Source organism: Bacteroidales bacterium, assembly GCA_016709865.1.
GTDB lineage: Bacteria > Bacteroidota > Bacteroidia > Bacteroidales > VadinHA17 > LD21.
The window spans coordinates 1-15,852 of the sequence record JADJLX010000005.1; the positions used below are offsets into that span (position 1 = coordinate 1).

The following is a 15,852-nucleotide window of genomic DNA, read 5'->3' on the forward strand; positions in this document are numbered from 1 at the left end:
TAGCAGGATTTGTCACTATAAACAGTTTCTGTTAAAGTATGGAGTATTATAATAATCAAGTAAGGGATGTCTAAATCTATTATTTTGACTTTGAATTATATAGAAATTCTTCCTGATAGTTGAGATTAAACTGTCCAGAGGTAAAGTTCATTATTTCTCCAGCATTAGATAATCTTTTGTCTTTGAGAAGTTTTACCTCGAATATCCCAGAAATTTGTCTATTTATTGTATCAAGTGATGTTATTTGAATAAAATTGGCTGAAATTGAATCTATTACATAACTATCAGTAAGTAAATCTCCACCAATAGTTTTATTCCAGGAAGACGAAAATTTAGTGATGGTATTCAATTCTGAAATGTCAGAAATGTAGAATGAAAGATATAAACCCTCCTCTTCGTAATTTTTAGAATTTTTCTTTCTTCCATAAATTGAAATAGAATTGTCAGTTTTATGTAAGTAAGAATAATTAGATGTGCGATCCATTCAGCTCCATCTTTCAGCGCCTTAAAAGATGATAGAGAATCATTCTCAGATTTTTTGCAAGAGAATATGAAGAAGAAAATTGATAGACCAATTATTAGACTTAATCTTTTCATATATCTGGATTTAGTTTGTTAATAAATTAACATCAAAAATCGTTCCAATGGAGCATTTTAATCCGAGATTTTGCCTTGTCCTGATAGGGGAGTAGGATTTGTCTTGATTAACAAATTTGTCACGATTTATAGTCCGTCAGCGATTAAGAAATTGTCCATATTATGACGAAAATTTACTTCGAAACCGTTATGCTTAGGCCTTTTCGGCCTAGTCGAATTTGTCACGGAACAGTCTGAGGCTTAAGCATAACGGCTCGGTGGTTGCGGTAGTAAACGTTGGTGGCGCCGTCCGCCGTTAAGGGTCCTGGTACTTTAGGCAGGATTAGTCCCGGCGTACAAGCCACCATGGCGCATTTTTTGCCAGTCCCGGCGAACGATAAAGTTGTCACGGTAGACGGATTTGTCAAGAGCCGGAAAAAACGGATTTGGAAGATAAGTGATAAGTTTTGTGTCACGATAAAATTGTCACGGTGGCGAGCAAAAAATGTGACAAGTTTATTACCCCAACCATCCGGGTTATGGGCAGTAGTTATTTTTTGATAGATATAATTTTAAGATCCTGATTGAAAGCAGTATTTGTCACGATATGAAATATTTAATGGAAGGCAGAATACTGAAGAGATGCTATAGAAATTAGATAAATTGTCACGATTGACTGTTATTTTGTAAACAATAAAATAGTTATTGTGTGCTATTACCCAAACCCGGCAGATGGCGATAATTCAAATGTTATTATAAAATGGTCATGATGAGAGAATCCTGATAGAAAAACGAAATTGTCACGTCAATGATAATTGATCCAGATGGGCTGTTATAGGCTGTTGCGCTGATAGATAATTTGTCAAGGTAAAACGAATCTGTCACGCTGACGAATTTGTCTAGGTAACCGCAACTGAATCAGCGCTATTGCCCATATTGTCCGTGTTATAAGCCGTTTTTTATTTTGTTATATAGTGAGTTGAAATCTCCGTAAGTGTAAGGTCTTTTTTATTGATTTTTTCAAGTCGAAACGAAATCCCATAGGTGTACAAATTATATGTTAAGCTATCGCTAGATATAAAATCATTGTTCATATACAGCAAATACTTTTGAGCAATTTTGGGATTTATGTCACCAATTTGTAGTCCAGAATCTGTATACACCTTTAATGTCTTGTCTTCTTTAATTTGTATCCAATTTAATTTAAGGGTTTTATTACTGGATGAATCTGAAAACTGAAAATTCATAGATTTATAGTTTATCTCTTTATTGACATCTGACCCGGATACTGCTTCTCCTGTCTTAGGATCGTAACCATCCCACATTCTTATAGTAAATTCATTAGGGTCTTGAGTGAGTTTGATATTTAATATTTTACACAAATCGTTTATTGTTGTTTTGAAAAGTATGATCGAATCATTATTATAGATTATTCCTTGACCTGCTATAACCTTCACAAAATCAATTTTTTGTCCAAAGGTTGAGGTAGATGCAAAATTGAATACAATTATCGTAATAAACAGAATATGTTTTATAAAGAGTTTCTTATTCATTAAGATAGAAGTGTTTCTTATCATTGGCAGTATCAATTATTGTGCCGCGTTATAATCGGAATTAAAATTGGCATGCCGTAAACCAATGGCTTATAACGGCTCGGCGGCTGCGGTAGTAAACGTTGGTGGCACCGTCCGCCGTTACGTTTCCTGGTACTTTGATGAGATGCTATTGAAATTAGATAAATAGTCAAGGTTTACTGTTCTTATGTTAACAATTAAATAGTGATTAAAATATTGTGTGACATTATAAAATCCTGGCAAATTGCGATAATTCATATGTCATTATAAAATGGTCACGATGAGAGAATCCTGATAGAAAAACGAAACTATCACGTCAATGATAAATAGTCAAGATAGTCCGTTATAGGCTAGTGGCGCTGAGAGATAATTTGTCAAGGTAAAATGAATCTGTCACGCTGACGAATTTGTCTAGGTAACTGTAACTGAATCAGCGCTATTGCCCATAACGGCTCGGCGGTTGCGGTAGTAAACGTTGGTGGCGCTGTCCGCCGATACGTGTCCTGGTACTTTAGGTCGGATTAGTCCCGGCGGACACGCCACCATGGCGCAATTTTTGCCATCCCGGCAGAGAGTGAAAACTGACATGTCAAGATAAAGCAAGCCAGCCGACTGAGCGTAGGGTGAGAAATTTGTAAAAGGGCAGAAAATTGTCATTAAGCTAAAATGATCAAAAGAGAAAAGAGCGTTCGGGCCCCTAAATTACTTGCAGTTTTTGCTCGGCTGGCGTTCACGTCACCATGCAAAAATTGTGACAAGTTTATTACCCCAACCGTCCGTGTTATAGTGCGTTTATTTATAAAACTGTCAACCAGCGATGAAATTGTCACGGTAGTAGGATTGGTCACGGTACAAAAAGTTATTAAGCGGGTGTAATTTAACATTGGTTTTTTGAGGATTTGTCCGGACTGTCGAAGGAAATTAATTAAATCATCCTTGTCATAGTGCGTTTATTTATTCTTTTTCCCAGAGAGTACCTATAAATTTGGAGTCCTTAAGAACATTTAAACAAGTATCAATCGGTTGGTTACCTCTACAGGAATATAGCTGAATTCCACTACAGTTATATAACACACCTGTTGGAGCATCTTGAATGCCTATTAAGTTCCACTGAATCTCAATTATGTTTTCAGAACCATGTAAGTAATAATTGATCCTGGTATAATCATGAGTCGTATTACTACTCATGTTTTTAACATATTCATTAAGCCATGGAAGATTTGTAAAGGGATTTTCTACACCGCATGCAGAATTCGTAAGTGAGTCATGCTCACAGCTATTGAAAGTAATAATTAAGCCGATAACGAAGATAAATACAATTCTATTTTTCAAAGAATTCATGGTCCTTAGGTTTGTGAAATAATTAACAAATATTGAGCCAAAATATTTTTGTTTTTGCAGAGTCCCGGTAAATGGGTTACAATTTGATGTCACAATAAAATTGTCAAGACGACGATGCAAAAACCATTACTCAATAGTCTTGATTGTCTGTCTTGAGGAACTGTCTTTGATGCAGGATTTGTCACGGTATACAAATTTAAATATAAAAAAGGATTTGGAGTTATAGTGCGTTTGGAGTGTCAATTTGGGGTCAGGCAGGAATCGCAAATGCACTATAACGGCTCGGTGGTTAGGATTAGTTGCCGTCTGTGTCGGGGTTGGCATGAGTTTTTGCACAGTCCCGATAAGTGGGCAGGATTTGGATGTCACGATAAAGTTGTCCAGATGAAGGTGTCCCGATAAGTGAGCAGGATTTGTCATGGTATGGTAAAATTATCACGACGGAGATGCAAAAACCATGACAACAGGAGCGAGGGCCGGCAGCCCATAGACTTTGTCACGGTAGCAGTATTAGTCACGGTACCAAAAACTTATAAGTGGGTGAAATTTATGGTGATAGACATTGGGTTGATTAAAAATTTGTCCGGGCTGCCGAAGGCAATTAAGCCCTACCATCCGGGTTAGCATTTCGGGCCAATTTTTAAACTGTCATTTTATATGAATTAAATTGTATACAGATACGCGTGTCCGGGGTATCAACCATAAAATATCTGTCTTGAGTAGAAGAGAAAAAGCTAAAACTGTAACGAACAACTTACCCATATTGTCAGGGTTATGGGGCGTAACTATATTAGTGTTATAAATGGCAATATCAATGATGTCATCCAAAGTATAATGGTGTATATAAAATCTGCCATCGATGGAGCAGGTTTATCGACAACAGGTTCTCTCTTGAGTATTTTTATGAATAATCTTCTTAAAGGAAATTGGATTGTTAAAAGGAAAATTGGCAAATATGATGCTGATTTGATAAATCTATAGTCAAACGTAAGAAGTTTCTGAAATAATATGTAGCTGTATATTATCGGAAAAATTGAAATTGCAACTGCTATGAGAAAAATGATAGATGTTGAAGCATTTTATAATCTAAAACGAACCAACCCCAAATTCCCCAAAAAGATAAATCCTGTCATCAAACTAAAATTCTTTGAATTCCCGATAAATGCATAACTTATTAAAATCAAGAGTACAACAACGAGTGAGATAATACTTGTTCGCCTTTTAATCTTTTCTTTTTCTTTAAGCGCGACCTTCTTTGGATCAACCTTCTTTTTTTTAAAAATTTGAGGTGATGAGAGAACTGAGAAATCTAATGGTGGTTTTTCAAAACTTTTGATTAATGAAGATTTAATCGTTTTACCTCCAAAATCAATTTTAAACACTTCATTATATTGAGTCACGGCATATACATTATCGTACTCTGTATCATTTTGGGGAACAAAATTTCTATTTCATAGTTTAATTTCTCTTTTGGGAAAATCGTTGTGTCTTTCACAAAAGTGTAACCACTAATTATTGGTTTATACTTTATGTTTTCAGGGTAGTATAAATAATTAACCAAAAAATTGAATGACTGATTATCAATATCTTCTTTGGGTATAATGACATACTTATTTGTGTCATACTGATATAACTCAATACAAAAATTCTCTGACAATGATTTATCATACATATAGATCCATTGTCTGATTGCTTTTTTGATCTGGAATAGTGTGCAATCTTGGACTATTATGAAATTAGTTTGGGTCATTGATCAAAGATATTTATTGGTTGGAATTATGCCCAATAGCTTGTTTATAGGATTTATCGACAGTCAAAGTTAAAAAACATTTTGAGTCCCGAAACCGAGTGTAATCTGATTTTTCGGTTAGCATTCGGGTCCCCTGATTACGTTACGGAATTGTCACGATATGAGTAAATTGTCACGGCGACTTTGGGCCTGAATGCTAACGGCTCGGTGGTTGCGGTAGTAAGCGTTGGTGGCGCCGTCCGCCGTTACGTGTCCTGGTACTTTAGGCAGGATTAGTCCCGGCGGACAAGCCACCATGGCGCAATTTTTGCCAGTCCCGGCGAGAGATAAAGTTGTCATGACAAACGGATTTGTCCAGAGCCGGAAAGCACTGATTTGGAAGATGAGTGAGAAGTTAATCGTCATGAAAAAATTGTCAAGGTGGCGAGCAAAAATTGTGACAAGCTTATTACCCCAACCATCCGGGTTATGGGCAGTAGTTATTTTGTCATATATTATCCCCAAGTCCTTGAATGATAGCAGTATTTGTCACGGTATGATATACTTAATGGATGGCAGAATCCCTGAAGAGATGCTATAGAGGTTGATTAATGGTCACGACGAGAGAATCATGATAGAGAAAACGAAATTGTCACGTAAATGATAATTGGTCCAGATAGTCCGTTATAGGCTAGTAATTTAAATATTGAAAGATGTTTTTTTAATTATGATAGATGACCAGTATTTGTCAGGTAAGGATAAAATTATTTAGATGAAGATTCAAAAACCATGGCAACAGAAATCATGATATGCTGCTTTTATTTAAAAGAATACTTCATGCCTAATTGAACTTCTAAGTATCCAAAACCTGATATCGTATAGGTTAGATTAGATTCTAATTTAACGGAAAATGAATTTGATATGTTAATATATGTACCAGTCCCAATTTCATAAAACAGAAATAATTTTCCGTCATGATTGTTAATCTCTCCATTGATTGGCTCCGTCATCATTTCACTTGAAGTATATTCTCCAACATAATACCTTTTAAAGTAGGTTGTCCTTAATCCGGTCTTTAAGTATGGGTCGAAAATCTTTGAGGGAGTAAGTAAATTATAATAAACACTAAAGGGAATTTCAAAAATGTATCTGTTATCAGTAGATTCCTCACTGTAGTAGAATAATCCAAGAGCAAAAGTTGAAATATCTGTCAAGCGAGCTTTGTAGTTTAATCCAGAACTTAAAGATAGTCTGTCATTTAAATCATGGTGTATTGCGAAGTTAACTCCGAAAGGATATATAACCTCCCTTATACCTTTTGTGTAATAATCATAAGACTTTTCGCCGGTGCTACCATAATAATAGAATGTGCTAATCGGAGAATATGAAATAGATGCAGACCATTTTCTTAGGCCTTGAGTATTGTCTTGTCCTGTAATTTTTGAGGAAGAGAAAATTGTGAGTAAAACTAAAAACAAAAAAGATTTTTTCATTTTAGTAGGCTGTTAGTTAAGTTGTTGTTAAATAAGAAGCCACAAATATTATGCCGATTTGCTTAATTCCGGTCTTTAATCGCGGGTCCGCCCAATTGAGTATTATTTGCTTCGGAGCTGTTATAGGTTTTTACGCGGATAGATAATTAGTCAAGGTATATCGAATTTGTCTCGGTTTACTGTTAATTTGTTAACAACAAAGTGGTGATTCAAATACCGTGTGTGATTACACAATCCCGGCAGATGTCGATAATTCAAATGTCATTATGAAATGGTCACGATGAGAGAATCCTGATAGAGAAAACGAAATTGTCACGTCAATGATAATTAGTCAAGATAGTCCGTTATAGGCCAGTGGCGCTGAGAGATAATCTGTCAAGGTAAAACGAATCTTTCACACTGACGAATTTGTCTAGGTAACTGTAACTGAATCAGCGCTATTGCCCATAACGGCTCGGTGGTTAGGATTAGTTGCCGTCTGTGTCGGGGTTGGCATGAGTTTTTGCACAGTCCCGATAAATGAGCAGGATTTGGCTGTCACGATAAAGTTGTCAAGATGAGTGAGTCCTGATAAGTGAGCAGGATTTGTCACGGTATGAAAAAATTGTCACGACGGTGATGCAAAAACCATGACAACAGGAGCGAAGGCCGGCAGCCCCATTGGCTTTGTCACGGTAGCAGGATTAGTCATGGTATATAAAACTAGATAAGTGGGTGAAATTTACGGTGATAGACGTGGTGGCTATTACGGATTTGTCCGGGCTGCCGAAGGCAATTAAGCCTACCATCCGGGTTATGCTTAGGCCTGGAATTAAAACTCAATTTTCAGGTAGATTTGTCACGGTCACGATATACAATCTGTCAGCGATTAAGATATTGTCCCTTTTTGATGAAATTTTGCTTTGAAGACCATGGCCTTTATGTCCAGTCGGAATACTGAGAAAGTAAATTTATAATTGATGCGAAAAACTTTAGTCTATTTTTTTCATCCTGTAAAGAGTAGATCCCCAAAATGCAAAACCAAGCTCTCTTTGCGGAAAATTTGTCAAATTCATTGACAATGAAGGTATCAACTCTGATTTAGTCCATGTTATTCCGCCATCTTTAGTCCTATAGTAAATACTCCCCTTAAAAACAGGCCAATCACCGCCTTCATATGCAGACACATATTCTAAATGAAAACCTTCATTTTCATTACTGAAATGTAGCGTCCCAAGACCATCAAATGGGAAATTGGTCTTTGTCCAACTTAAGCCTCCGTCAGTTGTTTTGAATATTTCTGAAATGCCATCAATATAGCCAATGGTTTCATTGTAAAAGTATAATTCTCTAATATCATAGGTTGTTTTTACAGGTGTGTTCAATGTAGTCCATGTCTGACCATAATCTGAACTTTTATAAATTCGTTGATTCTTTCCAGCAACAAAGATTAAATTACCAGCAAAGACTAGCTCATCATAAGGTGCAATAATTTCTAAATTATTTATAGACCAATTTATACCACCATCTGAAGTAGTTGCGAGTTTTTTGTTTTGCATGCCGTTATTTCCAGTTGTATAAATAATTGCAACCCCTTTTAATTCGTCAAAGAATTTTAGTGAATGTATACTTAAATAATTAGGGAAAAATGTTTTTGTCCAGGTCTCTCCTCCATTCGTAGTTTTTAACAGCAAACAGCCTTTATTGCAGTCTGCGCCTAAACAGTTCATCGATTGGCTTGATACAAATCCAACATTCTCATTAATGAAAAAAACAGAATGCAGGTGGAGAGTAGTGCCGGAATTTTGCTTAGTCCACATTTCTCCTGAATCAGTTGTTTTATAGATGTCGCCATTATATCCAACCACAAATCCAATTTCAGAATTTAGGAAATAAAGACCTCTTGAATTAATAGAAAAATCGTAAGTTGATTTTGAGAACTCCCAACCATCCAAACTTAACACGGTATTGTCAATAGGGTTAAATTTGGTTTCTGCTTCATTTATTGGTTTACTACAACCAATTAGAAATATTGCTACCAATAATATTCCAGTACTTATTTTTGACATGATAATTGGATAAAGGTTAGACAATCAAGGTATTTCTAGATGATCAATTATATAATTCTGAATTAACTTTACTGTTAATCTATTAACAGCAAAAATCGTTCCAATGCAGATTTGAATTTGCGGTGTTACCTAGTCCCGATAGGGGAGCAGGATTTGTCTTGATATACAAATTTGTCATGGTAAACGGTCTCACAGCGAATAAGAAATTGTCCAATTTATGATAAAATTCTACTTCGAAACCGTTATGCTTAGGCCTTTTCGGTCATGACGGATCTGTCCCGTAACGGCCTGAGGCTTAAGCATAACGGCTCGGTGGTATGGGGAGTTGCCGTCTATGTCGGGTTGGCATGTGTTTTTGCACAGTCCCGATAGATGAGCAGGATTTGGATGTCACGATAAAGTGGTCCAGATGAGTGTGTCCCGATAAGTGAGCAGGATTTGTCACGATATGATAAAATTATCACGATGGTGATGCAAAAACCATGACAACGGCGCGTCGGCCAGCAGCCCCATTGGCTTTGTCACGGTAGCAGGATTGGTCACGGTATATAAAACTTGATAAGTGGGTGTAAATTATGGTGATAGACATTGGGGTGATTATGAATTGGTCCGGGCTGCTGAAGGCAATTACCTATACCATCCGTGTTATGGTTAGTTCTAATATTAAAACTGTCAAACGACAACGAATTTGTCCCTCAAATGAAGTTTGTCAGTGTTTCTAATCCATGCAGGTAGTCAAGATTAGTCATGGAATTGAATATTTGATATATATATATATGAATATGAGTGTATTGAAGACAGTTTAGCCTACAATTTCTCATTTATGGATAGTTTAATCCTTGATACATCTGACACTAAATCCAAATCCCTTTTTAATACTTGAACGTCCAACCTGAGTATTATTATTTGATATAGATCTGGCCCAAGAAGAAATAGCGTCATACTCTGTACTTGACCAATAGTATGCTTTTAGTCCAGCCTCTGAAAATATTCCGTTATCATATCTATAACCGCCTCCCAATGCTGAAAAGCCAGACGAGTTTGTTGCTCCAATATTTTGACATGTCCAAAAATCCGGGCATCCAATCTGCTTTAACTTTCCACCCTGATCTATCCCTCTCAATCCTGTAGCATCAGCCTGAATTTGACTCATCCCAAGGCATACTTCTAAAATTTTCCAATCCTCGTCAGTTGGTACATGCCAACCTGTTGGACAAAGTTTACGGGTATCAGCTATAGCATAATAATTGTACAATTTACCATAAATTGGATTATATGTACTATAAGCACTTGTAAATGTTGAGTTCCATGATAAATTATCCTCCACAAAACTAATTGGAGTCCCGTCTTTGAAATTTGATACTTTCAGGTTTTCAATAGTCCAGACTTGATTGCCGATAGTTTTGATTTGATAAATATTTCCATCTATATCAGAAATTTCTCCTTCAGTAGTTGAAATACTTTGCTGGCCTGTATAAGATATACCAGATTCATTTTTTATGTATCCACAAATATAATACTTAGTATTTGGTAATAAGTTATTTATGATGATGCTAGTTGATGTGTAAGGGCCAGCAGCAACAATATGCGCTCCTTCAATAGAAGGAGACCCAGTGGTATTATAACATATACCATTTTCTTCCCAAGGCCGTACTGGGGGTATTGATAAACTGTAAGCAACAATAATTGAATTAGTTGTCGCAGTTATCTTTCTTAACTCTATTGAATTAGAATCTGGTGGTTTTAATTTTGGATAAAAAGAAAGTTCTTCGCCATAAGATGTCCCATTTCTATTTGTAGCGTAAGCTCTTAAATAATGCGTATCTCTAATTGACATTGATGCTCCATGCCATATTATGTTAATTTTACTCTCAAAACTGCCGGTACCTGAACCATCAACTGTTAGCCAGGGCTGATCCCATTTGGTGCGAGCACTAACGCCTCTTGAAATAACTTGAGAACCTCCATCATCAATGACTTCTCCGCCAGCTATAGCATAGTCCCATGTAAATTCCGTTATTGGAGTAGTAATCACATTGGGAAGGTTCTCCTTTATACAAGAATTGGTAAAGATAAAAAGACAAAATAAAATACTAATTTGTTTCATACTTTATAGATTGAAATTAAACATTGATGGTTGCTTGATATGGTATTTTAACTTTTCTAATTTACTTAAAACTTGAATAATTCCCATTACTCTGAGGACTTAGCTATTTCTTATGTGAAAAGATATACTCTCTAATCAGCAGGAGTAGTCCAGATTTACGAATTTGTCCCGGTTACCAATCCCGGCAGAAGGGCAGGAGTTGTCTAGTTTTACGAATTTGTCCCAGTTTACCAATCCCGGTGGCGAAGCAGGATTTGTCACGATTTATAAACCTCGCTTGAGTTATGGTTAGTTTTGAGAATCTGTAACTATCACGAAACTTGCGAATTAACCATAACGGCCCGCTGGTAGGTTTAGTTGCCGTCCGTGTCCGGGTTGGCATGTGTTTTTGCAAAGTCCCGATAAGTGGCGATAAGTTGGCTGTCATGATAAAATGGTCAAGATGACTGAGTCCCGGCAAACGGCGAGAATTGCTCCGGGTGCAGAAGCTGGCAGATGGCGATGCAAAAACCATGACAACGGTGCGTCGGCCGACAGCCCAGTAGACTTTTTCACGGATGCAGGATTGCTCCCGGTGTAAAGGTTTAATAAGTGGGTTGCAATTTGAAACATAGACTTTGGGGTGATGTAGGATTTGTCCGGGCTGGCGAAGGCAATTAAACCTACCAGCGTTGTTAGCACAAGTAGTGGATTAAAATGTCACGATAGTTTTAAATCCTGAAATAATTCGTGAATTTGTCACACACGAAAAGCTTTGTTGAGTATTGTCATAAATGGAAGTCCAGCTATCAAAACGAAACGAATTTGGGAGGTTACATTCAACTTACCAATATTGTCCGTGTTATGGGGGGTTAATAATTTACTATTTATTAATTTTTTTACTCCTAATTTCCCCTTTTTGCCCATAGCCAATCCAAGGATCTAAATAAATAAGTTCTAATTTGTTATTTTTAAAATGAAGAAGTGCTTGCAATGTTGATTTGTCAGTTGAGAAATCTAAGTTCGCTTTGCCAAAAGAGTCTAATTGATTTTTTGAGAATTTGATTTGTTTATACCATATTTTATAAGGTCTTGCTGCTTGACATAGTATCATTGAAAAATCTGACTTATTAAAGTTTATTTTTGGAAGTTTAAGACGTGAAAAAACTTCCTCTTTTTCCATTCCAACTTTAATATTATAAAAGAAATTAACTACTGTGTCTTGGATCGTGGCACTTTCCCAATAATAAATGTTTCTTTTTTTATCCTTAATTAAAGTGATTAAATCATTTTCGTTCTCCAAATAAACAAAATATGGGATATCATCGTCAACAGTTATTCTATAGTGTTCTGGATAAATTAATGTGAACATTGAGTCATTTACCAAAGGAAAGTATTTGTTTTCTCTATCGTAAAGTAATTCATTATTTAAAAAAGCAAAAATTGTATCACCTACTTCAGAAACGCAGATGACTTCAGTACTAACAAGTTGATTAGCAATCAAACTATCGGGTACTCTTGGATTTGGGTAAAGTCTTTCACCTAAGTAAATAAATTCTTCACCTGATGTTTTGAAAATAATACTATCAATTCTTGCAAGGGAGCTATTTTCCTGTTTATCCTTTAAAGTTTCATTTGAAGAATTCCTTGGCTGGCAGGAAATTATCATTAAGCCTAGAAGGACTGTAATAAATCCATTGATAAAGCTTCTATTATTCATAATTCCATTTGTTTGTTATATTCAAATTGCAATTGAAAAACTCTCAAAAGAAGTAATATATTAATATAATATTTCATTCGTTTCTGATCTCAATTTTCATGCATTCTTGCAGATTGACAAATAGTCAAATCGGTTGTTCTAATTATCTATAACTCGTTTTTCAAAATCCACCGAAAACAAATCTACAAGTTTTTTTAATACTGAAACTTGATGAATTTCAGACTTTTTGGTTAGCACAAGTAGTTTGAGCAGGAATTGTCCAAGATTGGCCTGCGGATAAATTTCTCCAGGTATATGTAATATGCTTTTTAGACAAAATTGTCAAGGTAGTAATCGCGGGGAGCTTTTCATTACAGATGACAAAAAATCTGAATGTTATGATAAGCCCAATAGATGACGGCGCGAGGCCAATCAAGTCACGAACTATTTGTGCTAACGGCTCGGTGGTTAGGATTAGTTGCCGTCTGTGTCGGGGCTGGCGAGTTTTTTGCAGGTCCCGATAGATGGAACGGAGTTGTCACGTCAAGATAGATTTAAACAGTGTAGCTGCAAAAAACTTGACAGCTTGTGCGTCAGCCGGCAGGCCCATAGACCTTGTCACGGTAGCAGGAGTGGTCAAGGTACAGAAAGTATAATAAGTGGCTTTAAACATGCTCTTTATGACTTTGGGGCTGATTACGAAATTGTCCGGCCTGCCGAAGGCAATTAAGCCTACCATCCGGGTTATGCTTAGGCCTTGAATTAAAACTCAATTTTCAGGTAGATTTGTCACGGTATACAATCTGTCAGCGATTAAGATATTGTCCCTTTTTGATGAAATTATGCTTTGAAGACCATGGCCTTTTTGTCCAGTCGGAATACTGAGAAAGTAAATATATAATTGATGAGAAAAACTTTAGTCTATTTTTTTCATCCTGTATAGAGTAGATCCCCAAAATGCAAAACCAAGCTCTCTTTGCGGAAAATTTGTCAAATTCATTGACAATGAAGGTATCAACTCTGATTTAGTCCATGTTATTCCGCCATCTTTAGTCCTATAGTAAATACTCCCCTTAAAAACAGGCCAATCACCGCCTTCATATGCAGACACATATTCTAAATGAAAACCTTCATTTTCATTACTGAAATGTAGCGTCCCAAGACCATCAAATGGGAAATTGGTCTTAGTCCAACTTAAGCCTCCGTCAGTTGTTTTGAATATTTCTGTAACGCCATCAATGTAGCCGATGTATTCGTTGTAAAAGTATAACTCACGAATATCAGATGTTGTTTTTACAGGTGTGTTCAATGTAGTCCATGTCTGACCATAATCTGAACTTTTATAAATTCGTTGATTCTTTCCAGCAACAAAGATTAAATTACCAGCAAAGACTAGCTCATCATAAGGTGCAATAATTTCTAAATTATTTATAGACCAATTTAAACCACCATCTGAAGTAGTTGCGAGTTTTTTATTTTGCATGCCGTTATTTCCAGTTGTATAAATAATTGCAACCCCTTTTAATTCGTCAAAGAATTTTAGTGAATGTATACTTAAGTAATTAGGGAAAAATGTTTTTGTCCAGGTCTCTCCTCCATTTGTAGTTTTTAACAGCAAACAGCCTTTATTGCAGTCTGCGTCTAAACAGTTCATCGATTGGCTTGATACAAATCCAACATTCTCATTAAGGAAAAAAACAGAATGCAGGTGGAGTGTAGTGCCGGAATTTTGCTTAGTCCACATTTCTCCTGAATCAGTTGTTTTATAGATGTCGCCATTATATCCAACCACAAATCCAATTTCAGAATTTAGGAAATAAAGACCTCTTGAATTAATAGAAAAATCGTAAGTTGATTTTGAGAACTCCCAACCATCCAAACTCAACACGGTATTGTCAATAGGGTTAAATTTGGTTTCTGCTTCATTTATTGGTTTACTACAACCAATTAGAAATATTGCTACCAATAATATTCCAGTGCTTATTTTTGACATGATAATTGGATAAAGGTTAGACAATCAAGGTATTTCTAGATGATTACTTATATAATTCTGAACTAGCTTTACTGTTAATCTATTAACAGCAAAAATCGTTCCAATGCAAATTTGAATTTGCGGTGTTACCTTGTCCCAGTAGGGGAGCAGGAATTGTCTTGATAACAAATTTGTCAAGGTACACGGTCTCTCAGCGATTAAAAATTTGTCCGCTTTATGATAAAAATCCACCTCGAAGCCGTTATGCTTAGGCCTTAATCGTCCAGACGAATCTGTCCCGCAATGCGTTGGGGCTTAAGCATAACGGCTCGGTGGTATGGGGAGTTGCCGTCTGTGTCGGGGTTGGCATGTGTTTTTGCACAGTCCCGATAGATGAGCAGGATTTGGATGTCACGATAAAGTGGTCCAGATAAGTGTGTCCCGATAAGTGAGCAGGGTTTGTCACGGTATGATAAAATTGTCACGATGGTGATGCAAAAACCATGACAACGGCGGGTCGGCCGACAGCCCCATTGGCTTTGTCACGGTAGCAGGAATAGTCACGGTATACTAAACTGGATAAGTGGGTGTAAGTTACGGTGATAGACATTGGAGTGATTGCGAATTGGTCCGGGCTGGCGAAGGCAATTACCTATACCATCCGGGTTATGCTTAGGCCTGGAATTAAAACTTGATTCTTAGCAGGATTTGTCACTATAAACAGTTTCTGTTAAAGTATGGAGTATTATAATAATCAAGTAAGGGATGTCTAAATCTATTATTTTGACTTTGAATTATATAGAAATTCTTCCTGATAGTTGAGATTAAACTGTCCAGAGGTAAAGTTCATTATTTCTCCAGCATTAGATAATCTTTTGTCTTTGAGAAGTTTTACCTCGAATATCCCAGAAATTTGTCTATTTATTGTATCAAGTGATGTTATTTGAATAAAATTGGCTGAAATTGAATCTATTACATAACTATCAGTAAGTAAATCTCCACCAATAGTTTTATTCCAGGAAGACGAAAATTTAGTGATGGTATTCAATTCTGAAATGTCAGAAATGTAGAATGAAAGATATAAACCCTCCTCTTCGTAATTTTTAGAATTTTTCTTTCTTCCATAAATTGAAATAGAATTGTCAGTTTTATGTAAGTAAGAATAATTAGATGTGGCGATCCATTCAGCTCCATCTTTCAGCGCCTTAAAAGATGATAGAGAATCATTCTCAGATTTTTTGCAAGAGAATATGAAGAAGAAAATTGATAGACCAATTATTAGACTTAATCTTTTCATATATCTGGATTTAGTTTGTTAATAAATTAACATCAAA

Annotated in this window: 9 protein-coding genes; all 9 read right to left on the bottom strand. The window is 36.1% G+C overall.

Annotation, left to right across the window (positions count from 1 at the left end):
• Positions 1-79: 79 nt before the first annotated feature.
• Positions 80-484 carry a hypothetical protein gene (locus tag IPJ16_08740; GenBank protein MBK7627260.1) on the bottom strand — a complete coding sequence of 135 codons (405 nt, stop codon included), beginning with the start codon at positions 482-484 and terminating at the stop codon, positions 80-82.
• 1,051 nt (positions 485-1,535) lie between these two features.
• Entirely contained in the window at positions 1,536-2,129 is a 594-nt protein-coding gene (locus tag IPJ16_08745) for a hypothetical protein (protein MBK7627261.1), read from the bottom strand.
• Between the two features lie 975 nt (positions 2,130-3,104).
• Positions 3,105-3,491, bottom strand: coding sequence for a hypothetical protein (locus tag IPJ16_08750; protein ID MBK7627262.1), 387 nt, complete (start codon positions 3,489-3,491; stop codon positions 3,105-3,107).
• 2,547 nt (positions 3,492-6,038) lie between these two features.
• Positions 6,039-6,713: a hypothetical protein gene (locus tag IPJ16_08755; protein ID MBK7627263.1), complete on the bottom strand. Its 675-nt coding sequence runs from the start codon at positions 6,711-6,713 to the stop codon at positions 6,039-6,041.
• Between the two features lie 971 nt (positions 6,714-7,684).
• A complete protein-coding gene (locus IPJ16_08760; protein ID MBK7627264.1) occupies positions 7,685-8,761 on the bottom strand; it encodes a hypothetical protein in 1,077 nt (358 codons plus the stop codon).
• 832 nt (positions 8,762-9,593) lie between these two features.
• Positions 9,594-10,868, bottom strand: a complete 1,275-nt coding sequence (locus IPJ16_08765) for a fibrobacter succinogenes major paralogous domain-containing protein (protein MBK7627265.1) — start codon at positions 10,866-10,868, stop codon at positions 9,594-9,596.
• A gap of 862 nt (positions 10,869-11,730) precedes the next feature.
• On the bottom strand, positions 11,731-12,567 hold the full coding sequence (locus tag IPJ16_08770; GenBank protein ID MBK7627266.1) for a hypothetical protein: 837 nt from the start codon (positions 12,565-12,567) through the stop codon (positions 11,731-11,733).
• A gap of 895 nt (positions 12,568-13,462) precedes the next feature.
• A complete protein-coding gene (locus IPJ16_08775; protein ID MBK7627267.1) occupies positions 13,463-14,539 on the bottom strand; it encodes a hypothetical protein in 1,077 nt (358 codons plus the stop codon).
• Between the two features lie 757 nt (positions 14,540-15,296).
• Positions 15,297-15,815, bottom strand: a complete 519-nt coding sequence (locus IPJ16_08780; GenBank protein MBK7627268.1) for a hypothetical protein — start codon at positions 15,813-15,815, stop codon at positions 15,297-15,299.
• Between the last annotated feature and the right edge of the window lie 37 nt (positions 15,816-15,852).